Below are 26,277 nucleotides of genomic sequence, written 5' to 3' on the forward strand. Positions count from 1 at the left end.
ATGAATATTTCGGTTGTAATTGGCGCTGATAGCGATTTACCGTTGTGATGCCTCTGCTGAAATCGAAATTAACATAACAAGGGATCGGTTCCACTGAGAATATCTCTGACATAAGCTGTGCGGGAATCCGTTTGAATTAAATTGCTTAAGTAATATGATGTCATTTGCTTGGCTGACTCCGAGCCATTTCACGATTCTGGGGTTGCTTTTGGGTTTTGCGATCGCCCATAGCGGTTTGGCTGCTTTGCGGCAGTGGGGCGAAAAAATCATTGGGCCTAGAGCTTATCGCATCCTGTTTGCCAGTGTCAGCCTACCTCTCGCCGTCGCGACGATCGTTTACTTTTTTAACCATCGCTACGATGGACTGCAATTGTGGCAGGTACAGGGCGTTCCTGGAGTTCAGCCTCTGGTATGGTTGCTGTCGGCAGTTTCGTTTCTGTTTCTTTATCCAGCCACGTTTAACCTGTTGGAAATTGCCGCGATCGAGAAACCGCAAGTTCATCTTTACGAAACCGGTATCATTCGCGTCACCAGGCATCCCCAAATGGTAGGACAAATTATCTGGTGCGTTGCACACACGCTCTGGATCGGCACCACTTTTACCCTGATTACATCAATAGGTTTGATTTTGCATCATTTATTCGGTGTATGGCATGGCGATCGCCGCCTCCTGTCTCGCTACGGCGAAGCATTTACCGCCGTAAAAGCCCGTACCTCTGCAATACCCTTTCTTGCGATCGTCCAAGGTCGTCAAACTTTACAATGGCAAGAATTTATTCGGCCAGCCTATCTTGGGGTAGGTGTTTTTGTCTTGTTATTGTGGTATTGTCACCCTCTTTTAATTCAAGCTACTGCCCGTGTCAACTGGTGATGGGAATAAAGTAATGAAAGCGGAAAGCAAGAAAACTTTCTTGCTTTCCTGTCTCCTGTTTCCACTCTCGATAATTATTTTTTGTCACCATTTGCGATCTCTATCGTCAGACGATCCCGAATCGATGTAACATGATCCCAACTGCATATCAAACCCATATAAACCATAGCTTGAGGGATCATGCTGTTGTCGGTTAACGAGCGGACGTTTTCACAAGAAGTTTTAAAATCTCCCACTCCGGTGCTGGTTCATTTTGCGGCTCCCTGGTGTGGTTTGTGTAAGCTGATAACCCCCCAATTAGCTCGATTTCAAGCAAAATTGGGCGAAAAAGTCAAGGTAGTGTGCGTTAACGCTGATGAAAATTTTAAAATTTCCCACAGTTATCGACTGACAACACTGCCAACGCTAATTTTATTTGTAGATGGTGAAATCGCCTATCGTTTCGATTCCTTCCGGAATCGGGACGATCTTTCTGCGGTACTGGAGTTGATTTCCCTCGGTTGTGCAGAGCATAGCAAACAGCAACGGTTACAGCCGATCGAATATCAACATTTCTCTGCCTAATTTGCCCCGATAGCAAGTTAAATAATTAAAATATCCCACCCTGGTATATTAGGGTGGGATATTTTTCGGTTATGGTAACCGATCGCATAACTAATGCGAAAAGCGGGTTTTTTTGAAGCAAAAATTTCATCAGTGCGACTCGGACATCCCAAAAAACCAGTTTTTTTTAAGATTTGGCCTAACTCGTGGCAGAGATGAAGCAATCCTGTGTGTGCCACAATTATTAACGGTTTTGCCAACTAGAGAGAACAACTTTAAAGTAGACATCCGTGATGGAACCGATCTATCAGTATGCTTGGGTAATACCCGTCCTGCCGCTCTTAGCGGCCATGTTAGTCGGCATCGGGCTGATTTCATTTAACAAATTTACTAACCAGCTGCGGCAGTTAAATGCCGTGTTTGTGGTATCGATGCTAGGCGCGGCAATGGTTTTGTCCTTTGCCTTGTTCTGGAGTCAATTTCAAGGCCACGAACCCTACACCCGTACTCTGGAATGGGCAGCAGCTGGTAATTTCCACCTGACAATGGGCTATACGATCGACCATCTGACAGCCCTAATGTTAGTCGTCGTGACCACCGTAGCCTTCCTCGTCATGGTCTATACAGATGGCTACATGGCTCACGACCCAGGTTACGTGCGCTTCTACGCCTATCTGAGCTTGTTTAGCTCATCTATGTTGGGTTTGGTGGTTAGTTCCAACTTGGTGCAGATTTATATTTTCTGGGAACTCGTCGGGATGTGTTCCTATTTGCTGATCGGATTTTGGTACGATCGCAAAGCCGCCGCCGACGCCTGCCAGAAAGCATTTGTCACTAACCGCGTCGGCGACTTTGGTTTGCTTCTGGGTATCCTGGGCTTATACTGGGCGACCGGGAGCTTTGAGTTTGATGTCATTGGAACTAAACTACAAGCTTTTGTAGAATCGGGTTATCTCAGTGCAGGTTTGGCGGCACTATTTGCAATTTTGGTATTTATGGGCCCAGTCGCCAAATCCGCTCAAGTACCCCTCCACGTTTGGTTACCGGATGCGATGGAAGGCCCAACGCCGATCTCCGCCCTCATCCACGCCGCCACGATGGTCGCCGCTGGTGTATTCCTGATTGCGCGGATGTACCCAGTGTTTGAAGGTATACCGTCGGCGATGAATGTCATCGCTTGGACAGGTGCGGTGACAGCTTTTGTGGGCGCAACTACTGCAATTACCCAAAATGACATCAAAAAAGGTCTCGCCTATTCCACTATGTCCCAGTTGGGTTACATGGTGATGGCGATGGGAGTAGGCGCTTACGGTGCTGGATTGTTTCACCTGACAACTCACGCTTACTTTAAAGCGATGCTGTTTTTGGGATCTGGGTCGGTGATTCACGGTATGGAAGCAGTCGTCGGTCACGACCCGGCTTACGCTCAAGATATGCGGATGATGGGCGGTCTGCGGAAATATATGCCCATTACTGCGATTACCTTTTTGATCGGGACTTTGGCGATTTCCGGTATCCCGCCTTTTGCAGGTTTTTGGTCAAAAGATGAAATTCTGGGTTCTACTTTCCAAGCTAATCCAGTTCTGTGGGCGATCGGCTGGTTGACTGCTGGGATAACTGCTTTTTATATGTTTCGGATGTATTTCACTACCTTTGAAGGTAAATTCCGAGGTAAAGATGAAAATATCCGCAACAAGATTAAAGCAGAAGTGTTACAAAGTCAGGGCTTGGCTTTTGGCCCAGGTGCCATGAATCCTCAAGAACTGACTGTAGCAGAAGCGCACGGTCACGATGACCATGAAGCACACGAAGGTCATCACCACAGCGATAAACCGCACGAATCACCCATCACGATGACTCTGCCGCTGATGGTTTTGGCAGTTCCTTCTATACTGATTGGTTTGGTGGGAACACCTTTTGGCAATTACTTTGAGGAGTTCATCCATCCAGCGACCGAATTAGCTACAGAGTTACACGCAGAAGCCGGACACGAAAGTTTGTCGGAATTTCTGGTGATGGCGGGTACTTCTGTGGGGATATCCTTAATTGGGATAACGTTAGCTACTTTGATGTACTTGCTGGCTAAGATCGATCCGAGTGAGATCGCTGCCAAAATCCCCTCTCTCTACAAACTGTCTAAGAACAAGTGGTACTTTGACGAAGTTTACGATTTGCTCTTCATTCAAGGTAGCCGTCGCTTAGCTAGGGCAGTTATGGAAGTCGATCTCAAAGTCGTCGATGGTGCGGTCAACTTGACCGGCTTGGTGACACTCTTAAGCGGTGAAGGTCTGAAATACTTTGAAACGGGCCGCGCTCAATTCTACGCGCTCATCGTGTTTGCCGCAGTCCTCTTGGGAGTGATTTTCTTTGGGGTGACTTGATCGTAGCGTTGGTTTTTTAGGGGCGTGTTCGATCGCAATGTCAGCTTCACAGCACCAACATTTCGATCGACCGCCCTATTTTAGTTTTGAGTGGAGGAGTAGTTTTGAGCGCACACTTTGGAATTAAATCCAAAGAAATATACTCATCTGCCTCTTTAGAACTCAAAATGGTACGGGCAGGACACTGCGGTGTACCTACTCAACTCCAAACTCATCATTCTTCCAGACTCGGTATTTCCAAACTTGAGTGGCAATGAATACAGCTAATTTTCCTTGGCTGACAACCATAATCTTATTCCCCATTGCGGCGTCCCTTCTCATCCCCATCTTGCCTGACAAGGACGGTAAGACGGTGCGTTGGTACGCGCTAACTGTAGGGCTGATTGATTTTGCCCTGATTGCTTATGCTTTCTACACGGGGTACGATTTATCCGAACCCGGTCTGCAACTGGCGGAAAGCTATGCCTGGGTGCCTCAACTCGACTTGAATTGGTCGGTAGGCGCGGATGGGCTATCCATGCCCCTGATCATTCTCACCGGCTTTATGACCACGCTGGCAACTTTGGCAGCATGGCCTGTGACTTTGAAGCCAAAGCTGTTTTACTTCTTGATACTGGCGATGTACGGCGGTCAAATCGCTGTCTTTGCCGTTCAGGATATGCTGCTGTTTTTCCTGGTGTGGGAACTGGAATTGATTCCGGTTTATCTGCTACTGGCGATTTGGGGCGGCAAGAAACGTCTCTATGCGGCTACTAAATTTATCCTTTACACCGCTGGCGGTTCGCTGTTTATTTTAGTGGCAGCGCTGGCGATGGCCTTTTACGGCGATAAAGTAACTTTCGATATGAGAGCTCTCGCCGCTAAGGACTTCGCCCTCAATTTCCAATTGTGGATGTATGCGGCGTTCTTTATTGCCTACGCTGTCAAACTTCCCATTATTCCTTTCCATACCTGGCTGCCAGATGCCCACGGTGAAGCAACCGCGCCAGTGCATATGTTGCTGGCCGGCATTCTCCTCAAAATGGGTGGATACGCCTTGCTGCGGATGAATGTGGGCATTCTTCCTGACGCCCATGTGGTGTTTGCCCCGGCTTTAGTAGTTTTGGGGGTTGTGAATATTATCTACGCGGCGCTAACTTCTTTTGCCCAGCGGAATTTGAAGCGCAAGATTGCCTATTCGTCAATATCTCATATGGGATTTGTGACGATCGGCATGGCTTCTTTTACTAATTTGGGCTTAAGCGGTGCTGTTTTGCAAATGGTTTCCCACGGTTTGATCGGCGCTAGTTTGTTCTTTTTGGTGGGGGCAACATACGATCGCACGCACACCCTGATGTTAGATGAAATGGGCGGCGTCGGTCAGAAAATGCGGAAGATTTTCTCTATGTGGACTGCTTGTTCTCTGGCATCTTTAGCGTTACCGGGAATGAGCGGTTTTGTGGCAGAGTTGATGGTATTTATCGGCTTTGCGACCAGCGATGCTTACAGTTCCACTTTTAAAGTGGTGATCGTATTCTTAGCAGCGGTTGGTGTGATTTTGACGCCAATTTATCTGCTGTCTATGCTGCGGGAGATTTTCTACGGCCCGGAAAACAAAGCGTTAGTCGAACATGAAGCTTTGGTCGATGCGGAACCGCGAGAAGTGTTCATTATTGCCTCTCTATTAGTTCCCATTATTGGCATTGGTTTCTATCCCAAAATGCTGACTCAAATCTACGATGCTACTACAGTGGCGTTGACGGCACGACTTCGAGATTCTGTACCTAGTTTGACTGAAAAAGCACAAGCAAATAGGACATTGCCAACAACTTTGAAAACTGTGGCGATTGCGCCTCAAATTGGCGATTAATCTCGCGCAAATTTGAAGTGTGTAAAAACAAAAAAGCCCCCACAGTGGGGGCTTTTTTGTTTTGGTGATTGAAATTATCCATAGGACTTACGCAAAAAAACCGGGTTTCTTAGAAAAATCGTTGCTTTTTCAACTAGATATCGACGAAGAACCCCGGTTTCTGGCTTCGGCGTGCGTAAGTCCCGATCCAATCGATCGCACTCCTAAACCACAGTGAAATCATTTGCCGTAATACTGCTAGCTTGAATCCCACTCAGAGTCGCTAGAAGCTCATCAGTACTTGTAATTTTAATTAAAGTGTTGTTCCAGTTAACATCAGTACCTTGGATAATAGAAAGTTGCTGGAACGTCAAACCACCCGATAATCCCAGCACATCTTGATTATCTGTAAAATCTGCAATGGTATCAGTTCCTTGTCCTTGTGCTAATACGAACAAATCCGCACCGCTACCACCATTCAAACTGTCGTTGCCAGCACCACCAATTAGGGTATCATCACCTGCTAAACCATTAATGGTATTATTTTGAGAGTTTCCTGTCAGGATATCGGCAGAATCAGTACCATTAATTACCGTGAGCGGTGCTTGCTGTACAGGGATAAATTCGATGTAATCGACCCGCGCATACTCAGCTTGGTTTGCTACCCCTTGGATTTGAATTGTTGCGCCTTGGTTAATAGATAAAGCCGTAGCAATCTTTTGAGTGACGGCAGATTGGTTATCCGCAGCCGCACTACCCAAATTTTGGTTGAGGGTACGTTGGTCTATTTGAGTACCTGCGATCGAAGTTTTCAATGTTGCTTGTCCGTCATTTTCATCAAAATATCGCAGAAATACATCATAGGTAGCGCTAGCGCCAGTAAAGCTTGTGCTGGCGCTACCAGAAGTGGCTCCACTTTTCGGGAGACCTATTGCTTTGCCACCAGAAGCAGCGCTGTTTGACTCCTCCAGATAGTTTGTCCGCACCATATTCTCAGCTTCTATACGGACAGTTCCGTTAGGCTGAGGTACGCTCACTTGAAATGTACCCAGATTTCCACCACTAATAAAGTTGCCGCTGGTATCTTTAACTTGGTTTGCTTGCAAAGCTACAGTGTAATTGCCGTTGTCTAAGGCATCCCAACTGCCACCGGGAGCATTAAGACTGTAAGTAGCGGTGCGGGTAGCGCCATTGGTGTTGCTGTCAACGCTGACAAAGGTTGCCAATTGGTCAAAACCGTTTGGGCCAGTGACGCGCAAGTCGCTGCTATCCAAACTGGAAATATCGACAGCTTGGTCATCAGTGTAAGTAACTGTGAAAGTGTAGGCACTATTGCTAGTGTTGGTGATGTTTGTTGCAGATAAGGTCAGTATCGGTGCGCTGACATCACTTGGCGGTGGCGCTGTACCGGCGGCCAGGAATTCGATATAATCAATCCTGGCAAACTCACCACTGTTGGCGATGCCTTGAAGTTCGATCGCTGCACCTTGGTTGATAAATAGTCCAGAAGCGATCGTTTTTGTAACTGCCGTTTGACTGACAGCGCCAGAATTACCTAAGTTTTGATTAAAACTCCACTGTGCTATTTGAGTACCGCCAATTTTTGCGCTTACACTTGCTTGTCCATCGTTTTCATCAAAGTAGCGAACTACTACATCATATATACCGCTCGCACCGCTAAAGTTGCTCGTTACTTTACCGCTTGAACTACCCGATGAACCTAAACTGATTAATTGACTGTTGGAAGCAGCAGTATTTGATTCAATCAGGTAGCTTGTTCGCTGCATATTCTCAGCTTCTATACGGATGTTTCCGCCAGACTGAGCCACATTTACCTGGAAATTTCCCAAATTTCCGCCTGGGAAGAAGTTGTTGCTGTTATCTTTAACCTGATTGTTCTGTAGCGCTACAGTATAAGTGCCATTGTCGGCTGTATCCCAAGTACCCCCCGCAGCGTTAATGCGGTAAAAGCCGGTGACTGCACCGTTGCTTTGATTCACTCCTGTAAGGGTCGCCAGTTGATTGAAGTTATTTGGCCCAGTTACCCGAATGTCGTTGTTGTCGATACTAGATAAGTCTATACCGTCCTCATCTGTATAGGTAACAGAAATAGTGTGAGTGGTGCCGTTGGCTTGTGTAATATTAGCAGCAGAGAAGCTTGCGTTCGAGTAGGGAATAAATTCTACGTAATCTATTCGTGCATACTCGCCTTGGTTTGCCGTGCCTTGAATTTCGATCGCAGTTCCCGGATTTAAGGATATTCCCGTGGCAACTGTTCGGCGTAACTTTGTTTGGCTGTTTGGAGAGGCATTGCCCAAGTTTTGGTTGAGCGTCCATTGATCTACTTGGTTCCCGCCTATTTTGAATTTTAGCTGTCCTTGTCCGTCGTTTTCGTCATAATAACCGACGACTACATCGTATTTATTCGCTGAACCGGAAAACTGAAAGGAAGCCGTACCAATGGAGTTTGTAGCTGCATTGACACTGATTACCTTCTGACCCAAAGCCGAGCTGTTCCGCGATTCGACAATGTAGTTCGTCAGTGTCATATTTTCAGCTTGGACGCGAGTGGTTTTCTGTATACCCAGAAATGGCACTAGCGCATCGTACCAAGCATTACCCATTTTCGTATAGCCATCCAAATTCGGGTGAATTTTATCGGCTAAATCGTTCTGGTTTAGCTTGGAGTTTATATCGACAAAAGTAACATTTTTTCCTTGTGCGACTTTGTTGTTTACAATTTGGAGAGCTTGGAAGTTGAAATTAGCAACCTGTTGCAGATCGTCGGCGTATTTATAAGAGTTGGGAATAGAGCCTAGAAACAAATGTGAATTAGGTAATTTCGTCGTAATTTTATCGACTATTTCGTTGAGTCGATCGTCTGCATTTCCAAGGTCATAATTCTGTAGTATATCATTGGTGCCGATCGTTAGCAGAACTACATCCGGCTGATAAGCATTCAGCCAATCATCGAGTTTGCCAATCTCAGGTTCTGAAACTCTGCCATTAAGAATTTCATCTGTTCTCCAACTGCGATTTCCCGCATGGTCTTTATCGATGTTACTCGGTCCATTAGATCGGGGGCCTACAAAGTCTACGTTGAAATTATCAGCTGCAAATAAGTTGTATAGTTCTGTGCGGTATCCCCCGCTCTCTGTATCGCTACTGGGATAAATAACTCCATGAGTGATAGAGTCACCTATTGTGAGAATCTTTGGTAACATAAATTTTCCTCCTAAAAAATTTTTTGTCGCTAAAAATTGCCGCGTCAGTACGTACCAGGAACCTAAGTTTCTGGAAATCTAAATCAACGCCCAAATAAGTCTGTAAATACTATTAGAACGCCAGTATTTGTTGAGTTTAGTTTATGCCACACTTACGAAATAGTGCTATAAGTGAAGCAGTATCTTTACAAATTCTTCGTAATATTGCGGATTTTTTGGCTTACTTTATAAAGCTGAGATGAAGAGACCGTAGAAACCTGTAACGTAGCCGCTCCTCTCTATTGAGTAAAAGAGAGAGGAAAAGGGAAAACAAAGTAAATAACTAATAAGTTGGGTTCAGCAAAGAAAACCCAACTTAGTCAAGTGAGAGCTTGACCTAATCGGAACAGTATTATACAGAGATGGGATTCTCAGGATCTCGCCGCCGCCCTCTGGCAGTAATTCTCGACAATCTGTAAAATCCGTTTCGCTGCATGACCGTCCCCAAAGGGATTGATTGCTGTTGCCATTGCTTTATAAACAGTGGGATTGGACAGTAACTCGCTGGCAACAGCAAAAATATTAGTGGGATTGGTTCCCACCAGTTTAGCTGTCCCAGCTGCGATCGCTTCCGGTCTTTCCGTAGTTTCCCGTAACACCAAGACTGGTTTCCCCAAGCTAGGCGCTTCCTCCTGTAGTCCGCCAGAATCTGTTAACAGCAAATAACAGCGCTGAATTGCACCTACCAATTCCCCATAATCCAAAGGTTCGGTCAGGAATACTCTGGAATGCTTACCCAACATAGCCTGTAGCGGTTCTCGCACCGTAGGATTGCGATGCAGGGGCAACAGCAAAGCCGTATCCGGAAATTTATCTAAAATTTGCAGAAATCCTTTCGCAATATCCTTTAAGGGTTCCCCCCAATTTTCGCGCCGATGCACCGTTGCCAGTAGTATTCTGTACTTCTGCCAATCTAAATTGGGTATGTTACAAGCAGGCTGACGTTCCGCCACCATCAACAAAGCATCGATCACAGTATTGCCAGTCTGGTAAATTTCTCCCACAACTCCCGAACGCCGAAGATTATCCACAGCTTGCGAAGTCGGCGCAAAATGCAGCTGGGTTAGTTGAGAAATCAAACGCCGATTTGCTTCTTCCGGGTAGGGGTTGAACATATCGTCTGTCCGCAAACCTGCTTCTACGTGTCCTACGGGAATCTTTTGGTAGAATGCTGCTAGGGTTGCTGCAAAAGCCGTGGTCGTATCTCCCTGCACTAAGACTACATCCGGGTGCATTTCCCTAAATAACATTTCCAAACCCTGTAAACTGCGACAGGTAATATCGGTTAAGGTTTGCTGGGGCTGCATAATTGCCAAATTCCCATCAGCGCGAAGGTCGAACAGTTGCATCACTTGATCTACCATCTCGCGATGCTGGCCTGTCAAAATCACCCGCGTGTCAAAAGATGAGGAACTCTTGAAGTGTTGAATCACTGAAGCTAGTTTAATCGCCTCCGGGCGGGTTCCCACGATAATACAAATCTTGAAGGGTGATTGGGACATTGAAATCGAGTGGCTAGCAAAGGTGCAAATACAAGTCTGCCATCATGGTACAGCTATCTCGGAAGAAATCCGGATTTTTATATTTGAGGGGCGCTGGGTGGATAAAATAACTAGGTTGGTAGCAGATATAGGGGTTTTACCGAATGTAACGAAGGATAAAACGCTAAATATATTTTCTTAAATCTACAAACATTTACCAGTTACGAAATAAATTTTAGAGAATTTCTCAAAAGGTCAAGGGTGAAGTAATTTGCTTAGCCACTCCAATCTATCAGCGAAAAAAAATAACATTTTTTCTTTTTTGGCTTATTTCAAGCCATAAGATTTATACATACTGTTTGGCAGATCTCCCTACACATGAAAAAACCCGGTTTTACCGGGCCTTATAACCGTTTAAAATAACGGCTAACCGTGGACGTTTACTTTATATTGATGTCGCACGTTAAAGGGCAGGCCGCGTAAACAGAACTATGACGTAGGTTTTCCTCTCCACGCAACCAATTTAACCATTTAACTTCGTGAGGATGAACGCCTTTCAGGGAAAGCATGGCTGCGCCTGCCATAACTGCTAGAACATTAGCGGCAATTAAACCGCCCGCTACCAGTAACACCGCGCTAACTGGCATAACCGATTGCAGCGCGATCGATAGCAGAGAGCCTACAACAACCATGAGCATGACTATCGGAAAACCAACTACCAGTAAGCAAACTGAGAGGGTGAACGTCCAGATTAAAAAGCTTTTGATCGTAGAAAAGGCATAGGTTGTGCTTAAATTCTGGCTTTTTGCTAGTGTCATAGTCATTCCTCCTTCCTTAATAAGGAAAAAATCTGATTTACGTAAAATTCGGATTATTACTTCCGACTGATAGCTCGGTGGTTTTTAGTATATATAAACTTTTGGTTAAGATGAATATATTTTTAATAAACTTTACATTTTATCAGTTTTCTTGGCGTTACTAGAATCTCAGTAAATTTTTGCATTCTATGTCTGCCTAAAGAGGTAACTCTTAGGCAAAAACTGTTCTATAACCTATGTCTTTGGATATAGGTATTATGAGCAAGGCAGTAAAACTTAATCGGTGGACATACTGCTAAACTCCTTAATATTTCTTATTAGTTCCGGCTGCGTTTCTCATAATTTTGTCATCAGTTTTGCAAAAAACTGGAAAACTGTTGCAAAATCAAAGGAACACAAGAGAAATACCTACTGCCAAAACAAAGCTAACTTTGTGTCTGAGCTTGGGACTTAATACTGACGTAACAGTTGTAAGCGATCGCTCAGCCAGAGGATAAGCTTGTAATGGCAGAAACACAACCGCACAAATGGTAATCCAGGCGGCTAAGAAGGGAGTTAAGTTGTAAAAAGCTAGTTTTTGTAATTTTAGCGGATATTTTGACGAAACTGATGCACAGTACCAAATTATGGGAAAACTTAAAAGAGATAGAAGTGTGTCCGCTCTATCGGCAGAAAAATTTCACAGCGTCGTAAAGTACTAAACCTATGACAGACTCACAGCGCCCCCCCATGCCACCACCGCCCGGTTCTCGTGGGATGCCACCAGGCCCACCACCAGGGCCACCACCTGCCAGAAGAATGCCCGGACCTGAGACATCTGCTGGAGCAACTCAGCGACCAACAGAAGAAACTGTAGCTATGCCCAACACCGCTCGCACGGGTATGCCGCCTACAACTTCTCGACCTCCGGGTGCAGGGGCACCACCGACCGTAGCAAGGACTCCGGGTGCTGCGCCACCACCGCCGCCCTTCCCAACAGCAGGCGGGGCTGCCAGTGCCCCGCCTGCTCCACCCCCAAGACAGCAGCCGACTCCTCCACCAGCAGCAACACCAGCAGCAACGCCAGCATCCGCAGGCGGACGGACACCAGGGGGAAGTAACGGTCGATCTCCAGGGCAGCCAACTCTAGCAGAAGTTGTCAAGTATGCTTTTGACAACGGCATCTCGGATATCCACGCCGGCGTAGGTGAAGCACCGCGCTTTCGCAAGCGCGGCGACATCATTCTCGCGGAATTCCCCGAAGTCGATTATCCAACTTTTATGAGTTGGATGCAGGAGGTGATGAGCGACGAGGAAATTCAGAAATTTGAAGAACATCTAGACTTTGATGGAGTAACGCAGTACGAATTCTCGCGGGCCCGCATCAACGTTTTCGGTAGTATGAGAGGCCCAGCGATGGTGATGCGCTTGATTCCAAACAATATCTTGAGCATGGAGCAATTAAACTTGCCTCCAGTGTTTAAAGATATTTGTCATTACCATAAGGGTCTGATCTTGGTGACGGGGCCAACAGGTTCTGGTAAGTCCACAACGATGGCGGCCATGATCGATTACATTAACAAGAATATGGCCAAGCATATCATCACGATCGAAGACCCCATAGAATTTGTCCACGTCAGTCGAAAATCTCTAATTAAACACCGGGAGGTAGGACAGCATACCCGAAAATTTGATAACGCTTTGAAAGCGGCTTTGCGGGAAGACCCGGATTTGATTCTGGTAGGGGAAATGCGGGATAAAGAAACCGTTAACACGGCGCTTAAAGCTGCACAAACGGGTCACTTAGTAGCAGGGACGCTACATACCAACAGTGCGGTAAAAACAATTGAACGGATTCTCAACCTATACTCGGCAGAAGAACAGAATTCTATGAAAGTGGCGATCGCAGAATCCCTGGTAGCAGTAGTTGCACAGGGTTTGTGCAAAACCACCGATGGCAAGCGTGCAGCTTACCATGACATTCTGATCAACACAGATGCGATCAAAGAGTACATCATCCAGGGCAAATACGAGGAAATCACTGGAGTTATGCTCAAATCTAAATTTGACGGTATGCAGACCATGAACCAAGCTCTTTTGGCGCTCTATCAGGAAGGCCGGATTACCGAAGAGGAAGCGTTGGAAAGGTCGCCGACCCCGAACGAAATGGCTCAATTCCTGCGGGGACGTGTCTAATTTTTGTATTTGCTGGCGTTCTCAGGAGGATTCCTCAGAACGCTCTTTTTCTTGTCCTTTGTTTGTGCCGAGCTCATTACTGGGCACCAAAGACCGCTAACTGATGACCGATAATTAATGACCAATGACCGCTGACAAAGGGCAACTTTTTAAAGGGATTGCGCTTTTTACACCAGGAGGAGATCTCATTTACTGCATCGATCCAAACAAGCAGAATCGATGGCATCTGCATTTATGTGCCGGATTGCAAGAAATTTTGGGCTTAACAGAACCACCCCACTTTTTAGTACCTTGCTATACAGCGACTATAGACAGATGGATAGATCCTCGCAACAAGCAAGTGCGTATTTCTGCGGAAGCTTATCCAGCGGTTTTACGGTATCAATCACTTCTGAATGCTGTCTTTGAAACCGGGGAATTGGTTTGGCAGACTGCCCCTTGGCATGAAGACTTGTGCGATCCGATGGTGTTGGGAACTTATCGCGATCGATTTCCGCAGCTATGGGAAGAACACGATCTCGTGGTACGGTTTGAAAATAGCCTTCTTCATCCCAGTTTCCAGCCAGAACTCTACTCACCCTTACCAAAGTCGCCAGAAGCTCAGGGATACGTACTGCGTCTCTTTGTTTCCGGTCACAACAGCACTACAGAACGAATTCTGCAAACTTTACATAAGCTTCTAGAGCAATCTCTCTACCAGCCTTACACTCTAAAAGTTATTGATGTTTTTAAGCATCCAGAACAAGCAGAAGCTGACCAGATTTCTGCCACACCCACTCTGGTTAAGGTTTGGCCTCGACCGATACGACGAATTGTCGGTGAAATAGAGGATGTAGACAGAATAATGTGGCTGTTAGTTTCAAAAGATACTCTTAGGTAGCAGGAAGGCAGACATCTGGCGCACACAAGCCGGGAAAATGAAGGGTGGTGACATTAAGAGTATCCAGTTCCACACGACGGATAACATGGTTGTTCGTATCGGCAATAAAAAGATGTGTTGCGATCGCACTTAGACCGGATGGTTCAAAAAAGCTACAATCTAGACCTTGACCATCTCTTAACTGCTGCTTGCCATCGCCTAGCATCGTCAGGCACTTGCCAGTGTGAGGGTCAACTCGCTTAATTTTGTGGTTATAAGTATCGGCTACCCAAAGGTAATCTGGCGCATATTCTACACCCAGACAATGCTGTAGTCTTACTTTCGATCCAATGCCATCCTCATCCCCAAAACCGAATAATTCCCCACTACCGCAGACAGTTCTCACTTTATCTATGTCTCCGAGTCCGACAGCACGAATCGAGCTGATTTCGCTATCGGCGATATATAATTCTCGACCGTCTGTAGTAATCCCGCTCGGTTGGGAAAAAGCGGACTCTTGACGAGTGCCATCAACGCAAGATTCTGCACCCGTACCAGCATAAGTTTGCACAATCCCTGTGTCCAGACGCATTTCCCAAATTTGGTGAGAACCAGCCATTGCAATAAAAAGACTATTAGCCAGTTTGAGCAAATCCCAAGGGGAATTCAAGGGAGTTTCCCAACCAACTCCGCTGTGAGGCGGAATATTATGGCTTTGTTCGCCTGTGCCTGCTATAGTTTCAACTGTTTGGCTTTGAAAATCAATCCGACGCAAAGCATGATTTTCCGTATCGGCAACGTAGAGAATCCGATTTTCTTCATCAAAAGCCATTCCTTGGGGAGCAAAAAACTGAGCTTCACTAAAGGAACCATCGGTTAAACCTGGTTTTCCCGTACCGATTAGATGCAAAACTTCTCCATCTAAAGTACTTACGACGATGCGATGATGACCGGAGTCTGCGATAAACAACCACTGACCGCCAATCCCGTTTTCGCTTGCTAAAACTTTGCTGGGAAAAGCTAGCGGTGCGCTTAATGGTTGTCGCTGTTTTTCTAAAGCCAGACTAATTTCTTGAAAATTAATAGTTCCTTTCTCTTGGTGTGTCTGTATTAACTGTGAAATCAGGTTGTCGAGTTTTTCCCGATGGCCTTCACCGGAAACGTTACCAACATAGTAGCCTTCCGGATCGATGAGTACCAGAGTTGGCCACGCTCTCACTGCATAGTGTTCCCAAACTCTAAAGCCGCTGTCAACTATGACTGGATGTTCGATATCGTAGCGCAGGATAGCTTGACGGATGTTTTCAACTTCTTTCTCGTTCTCAAATTTGGCTGAATGGACACCTATGACGGTAAGGCTGTCTTTATATTTTTGTTCTAAAAATTTTAAGTCGGGTAAAACGTGTAGGCAATTGATACAACAATATGTCCAAAAGTCAAGTAGTACGACTCGTCCTTTCAGTTGCTGGAGGGATAGGGGGCGATCGGTATTAAGCCAAGGATAGTTTTGAGGCAGTTCTGGGGCTCTGACGCGAGGTGCCATAGGATCTCCTTCAATTAGGACAATATCCCATAGCATAGCTTCAAATTTCTTTACCTAACCCAAATTTTTCTGAGTGGCTAAGGCTACAAGTTACCTAGTAGGTGTACTGATTTTGCGATCGTTGCGTATTTCATATTATGTCCGGTTGTATCGATTGTGTATATAAAGCGGATTTCTTGAAGAAATCCGCTTTATGGGCTGTATAAATGCGATCGCCTACAGTCATTTTATCGATCGCTTACGCAGTCGGGTCAATTCATGAATTGACCCGACTTTCAGATGTTCTAGCTAAGTTCTGTGATTGTTGATACACCCTGAAAAAGGGGAGTTGTGGCGGAAGTGTAATCTAAGTTTCCGTCACTACATCAACTGCTCTAGCATCTGCTGGTACCTCAGAGGGTTCTGTCGGAGATGACACCTCTGAAGTTGGTTGAGATGTTTCTGATTTCTCAATTTGAGAACTGGGAACGGTTGGAGGTGTAGACACCGAGCTAGGTGAACGCCTAAAGGGCTGGAAGAATCGTAAAAATTGGTTGATTTTTTCTTGATTGGGTGCTTGTTGTGGCGTTACATCTGGTTGATTAGATTTTGCCTCCGGAATTTTAATTCGATCGGCCTTAGATTCGGCTAATGTTTCCGATGCAGGAGTAGATGGGCCAGGAGTTTTCAACTCAGGGGTTGATGTTTCGATTATTTCTGGCAGTGTAGGTGGCAAGCTGGGTGATGATTCCACCTCAAGGATAGTTGGACTTGCCTCGCTAGCAGGTAACTCGCTCGATTTTGCTTCTAGATCTGATGTCGCCGATTTCCCATTGGTTGTATCAGTTGCTTCTGCTTGGGGTACAGGGGTGGTTTCTAATCTGTTCGTTTCACTTGCCTCAATTTGAGGTGGATAAGAGGTTTCTAGTGGAGATGGCTCTGCTTGAGGTGCAATTGGCTCTGGAGTAGGGGTTTCGATTATTTCAGGTAAAGTCGGCGGCAAATCTACAGATGGTGACGTCTCGGTAGCAGAAGTGGTTTCGATGCGATCGACATTTTCGCTATCTTGAGATTCTCCTTGCTCGGATTTAGCCAGATCCTGTTCTAAAGTTTGGGATGTTTCGGGTAATGGTGTCGGTACAGTTTTTGTTGAGGGAGTTGGTGCTACCTCTGTTTCCGGTGTCGGTACAGTTTCTGTTGAGGGAGTTGGTGGAGTAGGAATTAACGCAGGCGTTGGTGTTTCGATCGCTTCTGGTGGTGTAGGAGAAGGCTTAATCATTTGCGGACGTCGGAAACGATTAAAAAATCCGCCAAATCCCGGTTTTTCAAATGCTTTAGGTTGTGTTGGTTCGGGAATGCTATCTGGACGCGAAAAGCGATTAAAGTATCCACTCGCTTGGGGTGTTTGTATTGGTTTGGATTCTACTGGTTGTGTTTCGGCGGATTTGCTAGCTTCTGCATCAGTTTCTGCTTTTGTTGGTTCCTCTTGTGGTTGTGCGGGTGGTGGTATAACTTCGGGTACAGGAGTAACGAAAGGTACTGATTCCGGTGTTGGCTCAGGTGTGGGTATGGCTTCTACTGCTGAATCGGGTGTAGGTGTGGCTTCTACTGTGGGTTCAGGTGTGGGTTCAGGTTCTGGTTGTTTGGGGATATAGTTGCGATCGACTATGCCACGAGCATCGTCAGCTGAAAGTTCCCCTCTAACGAGGCGGGAAAGCGTATCGTTTCCGTTTGGTTCGTAGGTAATTAGACGAGCTGTATTGTTAAAGGCGTTTTTGACTGGGTTGCCTTGTTCGTCGAGCAATTCCAGTTGTACCCAGTTTTTCCCTGGTTGAAAACCTGTTAAATAAATTGGTTGCCACTGGTCGATGATGAAGCTTTCGCCGTTGATGGTACAACGAATCCGCCAATCTGAAATGTTATCTTGAGGATCTTCTTGCGCTACTCCATGCGGTGGAGCGTTAGTGAGGTAGAAGTCCAGTATGATTGGTTCTCCCCCATAATTGGCTTGAGGACTACTGTAGGTTAACAGTGGCAGATTGGGGTCGGGGTTATTGTCATCTGTCTTAGTAAATATATGGAATGTGGTTTGGGCATAAGCTCCCTCATTCTTGAAACTTTCCTGCCAAGGACGAGAGGCAAAAACCCTGAGTGTGTGAGTACCAGGGGCTAAATCTCTATAAATTAAAGGCTCGTTGGGGTCATAAATTGTCTGGTAGGGTTGGTTGTCCAAGAAGACTTGCAGATGGGGGCCAAGACCTAGTTCTGGATTTTTGAAGATCGGTAGGTCTTGCACTTGGAATCGCACTGTGAGAGTGTTATCGTTTAAAACCTCGTTGGGTTGAGGACTGACAATACTTACCTGGGGCTGGTAAGTTTCCAATGCCTGACGCAGCTCTTGAATGACTTGAGGCGGGGAAACTTCCGCAATTTTGGGTGCGTTTTGGTTTGGTGCGGTATTTAAGTTGTCAGATGTCCCGGATGTGGATATGCGATCGCCACAGCCCGTCAAACTCAAAACAAGTATTCCCGCTATTAAGAATGATGTGACGAGCGCTTTTCCAGCCCTTTGCTGCCAGTTTGTATCAAGCACGCTACAAAGCTCCTAAACAAGCTATACATAACTGGGACGGTTTTATATAAGTTATTTTTTACCTTTATGGCTCTGGATTAAACCCGACCCTACAAGCCGTCCATAGGAGACTATAGCCCAAAAGGCTCAAACACTTCTAATTATTACCTTCGGCTCCCTTATTTGAGGCTTAATCTTAACTAATTATTGAGTTTTATTAACTAAATCGAAATACCTCTTGACTTTTTAACCAATAGTTATAGGGTAAAAGCTAGTGTATGTCTTCGCTCTAGCCAATTTGAATTATTGTTAAGTGCTGACAAACAGGTTGGGAAGCAAGTCCTATAATTCAACAGAAGGAACTACCGCAGGCAATTAAAGCGGCCCCAAAAGCTTGTAAGAGTTGGCAGTCGTCTTAATTGCAAGCAAAGCGGAGCTCCTCAGTTTACAATCCTCAAGAGTGAGTTCAGACGAGTCAATGCTCGTGCCTTGTAAAAAGAGAGGAGAGTCTTCATGGCTGTAAGTCCTCCGGAGCGGGAAGCAAAGGCAAGGGTTGTAGTCGATAAAGATCCGGTTCCGACTAGCTTTGAAAAGTGGGGTCAGCCCGGACATTTCGATCGCACTCTCGCCAGAGGTCCAAAAACCACAACCTGGATTTGGAATCTCCATGCGAACGCCCATGATTTCGATACCCATACCAGTGACCTGGAAGATATATCGCGTAAAATTTTCAGCGCACACTTCGGTCACTTGGCTGTCATTTTTGTCTGGTTGAGCGGCATGTATTTTCATGGCGCTCGCTTCTCGAACTACGAAGCTTGGCTAGCTAACCCAACGGGCATTAAACCGAGTGCCCAGGTTGTGTGGCCGATCGTAGGTCAAGGAATTCTTAATGCTGATGTAGGTGGCGGCTTCCACGGAATTCAGATCACTTCGGGTCTGTTCTATATGTGGCGTGCCGCAGGCTTCACGAATACCTTCCAACTGTATTGCACGGCGATCGGTGGACTGGTAATGGCAGCTCTGATGCTGTTTGCCGGTTGGTTCCACTATCACAAGCGGGCTCCCAAATTGGAATGGTTCCAAAACGTGGAGTCGATGATGAACCACCACCTGGCTGGGTTGCTAGGCTGCGGTTCTCTGGGGTGGGCAGGTCACCAAATCCACGTATCGTTGCCGACAAACCAGCTACTTGATTCTGGTGTGGCTCCGGGAGATATTCCTTTGCCCCACGAGTTCATCTTGAACCGTGACTTGATAGCGCAGATTTATCCCAGTTTCAAACAAGGCTTAGTGCCTTTCTTTACCCTGAACTGGGGTCAGTATGCCGACTTCCTCACGTTCAAGGGCGGATTGAACCCAGTAACCGGTAGCTTGTGGTTGACGGATACAGCACACCACCACCTGGCGATCGCAGTACTGTTGATTATTGCCGGACACTTCTACCGGACGAACTGGGGTATCGGTCACAGCTTTAAGGAAGTTCTAGAAGCTCATAAAGGTCCCTTCACAGGCGAAGGCCACAAGGGAATGAATGAAGTATTCACAACTTCCTGGCACGCTCAGCTGTCTTGGAACCTCCAGTGGATGGGTTCTCTATCCATCATCGTGGCGCACCATATGTACGCCATGCCACCCTATCCTTACCAAGCGATAGACTACGCGACGCAGCTGTCCCTGTTCACACACCATATGTGGATTGGAGGCTTCCTAATCGTAGGAGCAGCAGCTCACGCAGCAATCTTCATGGTGCGGGACTACGATCCGGTAGTACACCAAAACAACTTGCTCGATCGCGTTCTCCGTCACCGGGACGCCATCATTTCTCACCTGAACTGGGTGTGTATGTTCTTGGGCTTCCACAGCTTCGGCTTGTACGTCCATAACGACACGATGCGTGCTTTCGGTCGCCCCCAAGATATGTTCTCGGATACGGCGATCCAGCTACAGCCCGTATTTGCTCAGTGGGTACAAAATATTCACACATTGGCTCCGGGTGCTACAGCTCCCAATGCGCTTCAGCCTGTAAGCTATGCTTTTGGGGGCGGAATTGTGGCTGTAGGCGGTAAGGTGGCAATGATGCCGATCGCGCTGGGAACAGCGGACTTCTTAGTTCACCACATCCACGCTTTCACCATCCACGTTACCGTTCTGATCCTGCTCAAGGGCGTTCTGTTCGCCCGCAGCTCTCGTCTGATTCCAGATAAAGCTAATTTGGGCTTCCGCTTCCCATGTGATGGTCCCGGTCGTGGCGGCACTTGCCAAGTATCGGGTTGGGATCACGTATTCCTCGGTCTGTTCTGGATGTACAACAGCATCTCGGTAGTACTTTTCCACTTCAGCTGGAAAATGCAATCCGATGTATGGGGTACTATTGACCCAGATGGCACCGTCTCTCACATTGCAGGTGGTAACTTTGCCCAAAGTGCCGTGACGATCAACGGTTGGTTGCGCGATTTCTTGTGGGCTCAAGCTTCTCAGGTGATTCAGTCCTACGGAACAGCTTTGTCTGCCTACGGTCTGATCTTCTTGGGCGCTCACTTCGTCTGGGCATTCAGCTTGATGTTCTTGTTCAGCGGTCGCGGCTACTGGCAAGAGTTGATCGAATCGATTGTGTGGGCGCACAATAAGCTGAAAGTGGCTCCATCCATTCAGCCTCGTGCCCTGAGCATCGTTCAAGGTCGGGCTGTGGGGGTGGCTCACTACCTCCTGGGAGGAATCGCAACCACATGGGCGTTCTTCCTAGCTCGCACACTTTCACTGGGCTAGATAGTTCATGTTCGCGATTCATTGTTCCCAGTTCGTTGAAATGAACAAAAATAACGAATAAGGAGCAATGAATGGCGAACCATGAACAATAACTGAGGAAATGCGAGAAGGACTTAAAGATGGCGACTAAATTCCCAAAATTTAGCCAGGATCTCGCGCAAGACCCGACAACACGTCGGATTTGGTACGGGATAGCCACGGCCCACGACTTTGAAAGCCACGATGGCATGACAGAAGAGAATCTTTACCAAAAGATCTTCGCTTCCCACTTCGGCCACGTAGCAATCATCTTCCTGTGGACTTCCGGCAACCTGTTCCACGTAGCCTGGCAAGGTAACTTTGAACAGTGGATCAAAGACCCGCTGAATGTTCGTCCCATAGCACACGCGATCTGGGACCCCCAATTTGGCGCACCGGCAGTAGAAGCTTTTACCCAAGGTGGAGCTGATTACCCGGTAAACATTTCCTACTCCGGTGTGTATCAGTGGTGGTACACGATCGGTATGCGGACAAACAATGACCTGTATCAAGGCGCGTTGTTCCTCCTGCTGCTGGCAGCTGTGTTCTTGTTCGCAGGTTGGTTGCACTTACAACCCAAGTTCCGCCCCAGCCTCTCTTGGTTCAAGAGCGCTGAATCCCGTCTGAACCACCACTTGGCTGGTTTGTTCGGTGTTAGCTCGCTGGCTTGGACAGGCCACTTGGTTCACGTTGCAATCCCGGAAGCACGCGGACAGCACGTAGGTTGGGATAACTTCCTGACTACTCTGCCACACCCAGCAGGTCTGGCTCCGTTCTTTACAGGCAACTGGGGTGTGTACGCCCAGAACCCAGATACCGCGGGACACATCTTCGGGACTTCGGAAGGTTCGGGCACGGCAATTCTGACGTTCTTGGGTGGCTTCCATCCCCAAACTCAGTCCCTGTGGTTAACGGATATTGCCCATCACCACTTGGCGATCGCAGTTCTGTTCATCATCGCCGGTCATATGTACCGGACGAACTTCGGAATCGGTCATAGCATCAAGGAAATGATGAATGCCAAAGATTTCTTTGGCACAAAGGTTGAAGGACCGTTCAATATGCCTCACCAAGGCATTTATGACACCTACAACAACTCTTTGCACTTCCAGTTGGGTTGGCACCTAGCTTGCTTGGGTGTAATCACCTCGTTGGTGGCTCAACATATGTACTCGATGCCTTCTTACGCTTTCTTGGCGCAGGACTTCACCACTCAGGCAGCGCTGTACACTCACCACCAATATATTGCTGGTTTCATCATGGTCGGTGCTTTCGCCCACGGAGCTATCTTCTTGGTGCGTGATTACGACCCCGAACAAAACAAAGGCAACGTACTCGATCGAGTCCTACAGCACAAAGAGGCAATCATCTCTCACCTCTCGTGGGTGTCTCTGTTCCTGGGTTTCCACACCTTGGGCTTGTACGTCCACAACGATGTGGTGGTAGCTTTCGGAACTCCTGAAAAGCAAATCCTGATCGAACCGGTGTTTGCACAGTTCGTGCAGTCGGCTAACGGGAAAGTGCTGTATGGCATGAATGTGCTGCTGTCCAATCCAGACAGTATTGCCAGCACCGCTTGGCCTAACCACGCCAACGTCTGGTTACCGGGCTGGTTGGATGCAATCAATGCAGGCACTAACTCTCTGTTTCTCACCATTGGCCCTGGCGATTTCTTGGTACACCATGCGATCGCTCTCGGTCTGCACACCACTACCCTGATCCTCGTTAAGGGTGCGTTGGATGCACGCGGTTCCAAGCTGATGCCCGACAAGAAAGACTTCGGCTATGCCTTCCCTTGCGATGGCCCCGGTCGTGGCGGTACTTGCGACATCTCTGCGTGGGACTCCTTCTACCTGGCTATGTTCTGGATGCTGAACACCATTGGTTGGGTAACCTTCTACTGGCACTGGAAGCATCTGGGTATTTGGCAAGGCAACGTGGCTCAGTTCAATGAGTCCTCTACCTACCTCATGGGCTGGCTGCGCGACTACCTCTGGCTGAACTCGTCTCAGCTGATCAACGGCTACAACCCTTACGGCATGAATAACCTGTCGATCTGGGCTTGGATGTTCCTCTTCGGACACCTAGTTTGGGCTACCGGCTTCATGTTCCTGATTAGCTGGCGCGGTTACTGGCAAGAGTTGATCGAAACCCTCGTTTGGGCTCACGAACGCACTCCTCTGGCGAACTTGGTTCGTTGGAAAGACAAGCCAGTTGCTCTGTCGATCGTTCAAGCTCGTTTGGTTGGTTTAACCCACTTCGCTGTTGGTTATGTCCTTACCTACGCGGCCTTCCTAATTGCCTCTACTGCTGGTAAATTCGGTTGATGTCCTCAATTGAATAACCTCGTTGTTAGGTAATTAGAAAATCCCCTGCCTCCGGGCGGGGGATTTTTGTATATGTTTAGTAAATTAAAACGAATACAGTGTTTTATCTAGTCAATTAATCATCTATCAGAAAACTAAAATTCTTCTTAGGTGTGTTAGTCAGCCTCGATTGCTGGGTATAATAAAGAGAAAGTCGGAGTTTTAAGTGCAGTGGAACTATCTTCAGAGTGGAATAATGAAGCTTATGTGTCTCTGCATCTGGTTCAAACAATGCTAGAGAAAGCTGGTTTGCCTCGTAAGAGTGGTTATTCTCATTGGATTCCAGAATTTAAAGTAAAAGTACCTAAGCTAGCCTTAACAGGTCATATAGAGTGTACGCAAAAAGAGGTTGATTTTCTAATAGAGGATTTAAGTAGATATATTAACTTTCTTATTGAGATAAAAACTGCTGAAACTAGAATAGATGATGATGCCCGCCTACAGTTACAAACTTACCTCAAATACTCACATACAAGGTTTGGAGTACTGGTTGACCCGTTTTTAGTTGAAATATATGAATACACTGAATGGCAACCAAACTTAAGGTGTAAATACGAGATAGAAAACCCAAACAAAGTTCAACCAATAGCAAATTTTTTAATAAATTTTTTGGACAAGGTTAAAATGCTGACTATGTAATCATTGACACTCCTCCCAGTGCGACAACAGTTGCTATTAATGGATTATATGCAGCCCAATACGTGCTTATTCCTTCGCAAATGGAGTATTTATCAGTGTATGGAATTAGAACCTCAGAGCGATCGCATCTCACGCACCTTTTAACTAATTACTTCTAAATTTCTCCATTAACTTGCATCTGATGCACCTTATCAGCTAGTTCTTGACGACGTTTATCATCTAATTCATCGATCGCTAACATTCCCATAAGGATAACTTCTTTGAGCGTCAATCTAGTCGATCGCGCTTTCTTCTGAACCATATCTTTGATTATCGGACTAACGCCGATCGCTGTACTAGCTCTAGGCACAAAAATAATCGTTTACGAACTACATCGCCTAAATCTTAGCATCTCTTCGTTAAGGTTAAGTAATTCGCCCAATCGGGTATATACGCGCTTAAGCGAAAAAGATATAGTAATGAAAGATGCAAAGAGTAAGCGATCGCTTACTCCTCCAAAATTTCCACTAAGTCCTCAATCATCACATCAAAAGCCCGTGCCAATTTGTGTACGGCAGCAAAGTCAACCATTGCCATACCACGCGAACGGGCGTAGTTACTAATGGTAGTGTAGCCAACTCCCGATCGCTGAGCAACTTCCTTCAGTGTCCAACCCTTTTCTTCTGCTAACTCTCGGACTCGCAACCTTACCAAGCCTGCACTCATATTGACAATTTACAAATTTTTGGATTTAATAGTTATATGTTTAAAAGCGATCGCTCTCCATAGTATAACAAACTCCAGAGCGATCGCTGAAATCCCCAAAAATAAAGGGAGCTAACCACTATGGTATCAATTTCAGAGCCAGAATTGCCAAGTGCGATCGATTTGCCACGTTATCAAATCCGAGAATCAAAAATAGTTCATAAGTCGCCGATACTTCATCCATTAGCCAGATTTATCACAGAAGAAACCGCTGCGATGATGTTCGGTATTGATGTTGAGGATATTTATCGAATCACCTGCTTGCGGTATGTAGTTCACGTACACGGCAAAGGCGTGAGTAGATTTGTCAGTTATGCGGATTTTCCGCCAATTTCGGCAGTAAACCCACCCACAGTAACGGATTTCGTATTTTGGCACAAACGCTGGCTAAAGAAATCGGCAACAGAATTCTGGCAAAATTTCTACACTCACCAGTTTCAACAAGCTGTTTGGGAGAGCGAACTGTTGGAGTGGGGCAAAATAGTCAATTTAGTGAAATCATTGCTGTCTGAAACAGGGTGGCAAAATCTACAAGACATTTATATACAAAAGAAAAGTTGGCTATAATTTGAGCGATCGGCTCAAAATTGTATGAAAACTTAATCAAAAAATCCCCTACCCGCAGGCAAGGGATTGTTGAGAATTTCACTTTAGTGAAATCGGCAATCTCATGAAACTGCTATTAAGCAGCATCGCTTTCAATGTAGATAAACAGTAAACCCATCAGCACCGCAGGCATCAGCCAGGTAATTACGGGGATGAGAATCCAGGGCAAGTATGAAGCTGCGTATGAACCTGTCATGTCAAAATCTCCAAAGAGAGTAAACTATTGGATTCAAAGTGATCGGAACGCGATAAATAGGGTTTAGTGATGGACTATACCCCGGAAAATCGCATCCACGACAGTGAAGTTTTCCAGCAGGAAGTAGGCAACGAAAGCGCCACCCATAGCACCCACAAAGAAACCGGTTGTAACTTGGCTCCAGCCTTCCGCAGTTTTCCATTGGTCGGGTGCTTGAGGATTGGAGTTGGGAATGTTCTTTTGATCTTGGAAAGAGGCGATGCCGTAAACGGACATACAGGCAGTGGCGATCAGAATCAAAGCTAGACCGCAAATCAATCCGCCTAGATTGGCAGCCTCTCCATAATCGCGTAATGCACCGAACTTAACCCAGGGGCCAATTATGAAATAGCCGTGAGCCAAGCCAATTTCCAGTCCCCGCTGGAGTGGAGATATGCCTTTGCGGTAAGCTGGGAGATTACCGATGAAAGCTCTGGTAAAAGCGGAATCGCTAATAGGGGTGGAGAGATTTCCAACAAATGGGTCTCCATTATAAGCTTTTACAAGCTCTGCGTCTCTAGGATCGGCCATACTTATTATTCCTGTTTCTCTGAAAATCTACAGAAGAACTTAAGCTCATATTCTAA

Annotated in this window: 21 protein-coding genes; 12 read left to right on the forward strand and 9 right to left on the reverse strand. The window is 46.4% G+C overall.

Going from position 1 to position 26,277, the window contains the following annotated elements; translation table 11 throughout:
- Nucleotides 1–157: 157 nt before the first annotated feature.
- The 5 genes from ACE1CD_RS06045 to ndhD1 all read left to right on the forward strand — a co-directional run bounded on the left by ACE1CD_RS06045 (nucleotide 158) and on the right by ndhD1 (nucleotide 5,644).
- Nucleotides 158–871, forward strand: a complete 714-nt coding sequence (locus tag ACE1CD_RS06045; RefSeq protein ID WP_374799174.1) for an NnrU family protein — start codon at nucleotides 158–160, stop codon at nucleotides 869–871.
- A gap of 180 nt (nucleotides 872–1,051) precedes the next feature.
- Nucleotides 1,052–1,435 carry a thioredoxin family protein gene (locus ACE1CD_RS06050; protein WP_374798952.1) on the forward strand — a complete coding sequence of 128 codons (384 nt, stop codon included), beginning with the start codon at nucleotides 1,052–1,054 and terminating at the stop codon, nucleotides 1,433–1,435.
- Nucleotides 1,436–1,707: 272 nt separating this feature from the next.
- A complete protein-coding gene (locus ACE1CD_RS06055; RefSeq protein WP_374798954.1) occupies nucleotides 1,708–3,795 on the forward strand; it encodes an NAD(P)H-quinone oxidoreductase subunit 5 in 2,088 nt (695 codons plus the stop codon).
- Nucleotides 3,796–3,899: 104 nt separating this feature from the next.
- Nucleotides 3,900–4,052: a hypothetical protein gene (locus ACE1CD_RS06060; protein WP_374822390.1), complete on the forward strand. Its 153-nt coding sequence runs from the start codon at nucleotides 3,900–3,902 to the stop codon at nucleotides 4,050–4,052.
- The gene (gene ndhD1, locus ACE1CD_RS06065) at nucleotides 4,049–5,644 is read left to right on the forward strand and encodes a photosynthetic/respiratory NAD(P)H-quinone oxidoreductase subunit D1 (RefSeq protein WP_374798958.1); all 1,596 of its coding nucleotides are present in this window, start codon (nucleotides 4,049–4,051) and stop codon (nucleotides 5,642–5,644) included. Before ACE1CD_RS06060 ends, ndhD1 begins: the two co-directional genes overlap by 4 nt.
- A 203-nt stretch (nucleotides 5,645–5,847) precedes the next feature.
- On the opposite strand, the gene ACE1CD_RS06070 is transcribed toward ndhD1, so the two are convergent.
- The 3 genes from ACE1CD_RS06070 to ACE1CD_RS06080 all read right to left on the reverse strand — a co-directional run bounded on the left by ACE1CD_RS06070 (nucleotide 5,848) and on the right by ACE1CD_RS06080 (nucleotide 11,185).
- Nucleotides 5,848–8,847: a GDSL-type esterase/lipase family protein gene (locus tag ACE1CD_RS06070; RefSeq protein ID WP_374822393.1), complete on the reverse strand. Its 3,000-nt coding sequence runs from the start codon at nucleotides 8,845–8,847 to the stop codon at nucleotides 5,848–5,850.
- A gap of 410 nt (nucleotides 8,848–9,257) precedes the next feature.
- On the reverse strand, nucleotides 9,258–10,388 hold the full coding sequence (gene wecB / locus ACE1CD_RS06075; protein ID WP_374822396.1) for a non-hydrolyzing UDP-N-acetylglucosamine 2-epimerase: 1,131 nt from the start codon (nucleotides 10,386–10,388) through the stop codon (nucleotides 9,258–9,260).
- Nucleotides 10,389–10,807: 419 nt separating this feature from the next.
- Nucleotides 10,808–11,185 carry a hypothetical protein gene (locus ACE1CD_RS06080; RefSeq protein ID WP_374798964.1) on the reverse strand — a complete coding sequence of 126 codons (378 nt, stop codon included), beginning with the start codon at nucleotides 11,183–11,185 and terminating at the stop codon, nucleotides 10,808–10,810.
- An 882-nt stretch (nucleotides 11,186–12,067) separates the two neighbouring features.
- Between ACE1CD_RS06080 and ACE1CD_RS06085 the strand changes: the two genes are divergently transcribed.
- Nucleotides 12,068–13,360, forward strand: a complete 1,293-nt coding sequence (locus ACE1CD_RS06085) for a type IV pilus twitching motility protein PilT (protein WP_374799176.1) — start codon at nucleotides 12,068–12,070, stop codon at nucleotides 13,358–13,360.
- Between the two features lie 124 nt (nucleotides 13,361–13,484).
- Complete coding sequence (locus ACE1CD_RS06090; RefSeq protein WP_374798966.1) at nucleotides 13,485–14,240, forward strand: circadian clock KaiB family protein; 756 nt, start codon at nucleotides 13,485–13,487, stop codon at nucleotides 14,238–14,240.
- Here ACE1CD_RS06090 and ACE1CD_RS06095 read toward each other — a convergent pair.
- Nucleotides 14,233–15,762, reverse strand: coding sequence for a thioredoxin-like domain-containing protein (locus tag ACE1CD_RS06095; RefSeq protein ID WP_374822399.1), 1,530 nt, complete (start codon nucleotides 15,760–15,762; stop codon nucleotides 14,233–14,235). The two genes, ACE1CD_RS06090 and ACE1CD_RS06095, sit on opposite strands and share 8 nt — an antisense overlap.
- A 346-nt stretch (nucleotides 15,763–16,108) precedes the next feature.
- Nucleotides 16,109–18,334, reverse strand: coding sequence for a hypothetical protein (locus ACE1CD_RS06100; protein WP_374822402.1), 2,226 nt, complete (start codon nucleotides 18,332–18,334; stop codon nucleotides 16,109–16,111).
- A gap of 492 nt (nucleotides 18,335–18,826) precedes the next feature.
- Here ACE1CD_RS06100 and psaA point away from each other — a divergent pair, with 492 nt between their 5' ends.
- The 4 genes from psaA (at nucleotide 18,827) to ACE1CD_RS06120 (ending at nucleotide 24,263) form a co-directional block, all read left to right on the forward strand.
- The gene (gene psaA / locus ACE1CD_RS06105; protein ID WP_374798972.1) at nucleotides 18,827–21,082 is read left to right on the forward strand and encodes a photosystem I core protein PsaA; all 2,256 of its coding nucleotides are present in this window, start codon (nucleotides 18,827–18,829) and stop codon (nucleotides 21,080–21,082) included.
- Between the two features lie 119 nt (nucleotides 21,083–21,201).
- Nucleotides 21,202–23,427, forward strand: a complete 2,226-nt coding sequence (gene psaB / locus ACE1CD_RS06110; protein ID WP_374798974.1) for a photosystem I core protein PsaB — start codon at nucleotides 21,202–21,204, stop codon at nucleotides 23,425–23,427.
- Between the two features lie 210 nt (nucleotides 23,428–23,637).
- A complete protein-coding gene (locus tag ACE1CD_RS06115) occupies nucleotides 23,638–24,105 on the forward strand; it encodes a hypothetical protein (protein ID WP_374822405.1) in 468 nt (155 codons plus the stop codon).
- A gap of 35 nt (nucleotides 24,106–24,140) precedes the next feature.
- Entirely contained in the window at nucleotides 24,141–24,263 is a 123-nt protein-coding gene (locus ACE1CD_RS06120; RefSeq protein WP_374799178.1) for a hypothetical protein, read from the forward strand.
- Here the strand turns inward: ACE1CD_RS06120 and ACE1CD_RS06125 are convergent.
- Together ACE1CD_RS06125 and ACE1CD_RS06130 are read right to left on the reverse strand one after the other, a co-directional pair.
- Nucleotides 24,260–24,454 carry a hypothetical protein gene (locus tag ACE1CD_RS06125; RefSeq protein WP_374798978.1) on the reverse strand — a complete coding sequence of 65 codons (195 nt, stop codon included), beginning with the start codon at nucleotides 24,452–24,454 and terminating at the stop codon, nucleotides 24,260–24,262. The two genes, ACE1CD_RS06120 and ACE1CD_RS06125, sit on opposite strands and share 4 nt — an antisense overlap.
- 137 nt (nucleotides 24,455–24,591) lie before the next feature.
- Nucleotides 24,592–24,810 (reverse strand): helix-turn-helix domain-containing protein, encoded by a 219-nt coding sequence (locus ACE1CD_RS06130; RefSeq protein WP_374798980.1) that lies wholly within the window; start codon nucleotides 24,808–24,810, stop codon nucleotides 24,592–24,594.
- Between the two features lie 120 nt (nucleotides 24,811–24,930).
- On the opposite strand from ACE1CD_RS06130, the gene ACE1CD_RS06135 reads away from it, so the two are divergent.
- Nucleotides 24,931–25,416: a hypothetical protein gene (locus ACE1CD_RS06135; protein WP_374822408.1), complete on the forward strand. Its 486-nt coding sequence runs from the start codon at nucleotides 24,931–24,933 to the stop codon at nucleotides 25,414–25,416.
- Nucleotides 25,417–25,531: 115 nt separating this feature from the next.
- Here the strand turns inward: ACE1CD_RS06135 and ACE1CD_RS06140 are convergent, their stop codons facing one another.
- Nucleotides 25,532–25,651, reverse strand: coding sequence for a photosystem I reaction center subunit VIII (locus ACE1CD_RS06140; RefSeq protein ID WP_374798984.1), 120 nt, complete (start codon nucleotides 25,649–25,651; stop codon nucleotides 25,532–25,534).
- A gap of 63 nt (nucleotides 25,652–25,714) precedes the next feature.
- The gene (locus ACE1CD_RS06145; RefSeq protein ID WP_374798986.1) at nucleotides 25,715–26,221 is read right to left on the reverse strand and encodes a photosystem I reaction center protein subunit XI; all 507 of its coding nucleotides are present in this window, start codon (nucleotides 26,219–26,221) and stop codon (nucleotides 25,715–25,717) included.
- Between the last annotated feature and the right edge of the window lie 56 nt (nucleotides 26,222–26,277).

The organism is Aerosakkonema sp. BLCC-F183 (assembly GCF_041929145.1).
Taxonomy (GTDB): Bacteria; Cyanobacteriota; Cyanobacteriia; order Cyanobacteriales; family Aerosakkonemataceae; genus Aerosakkonema.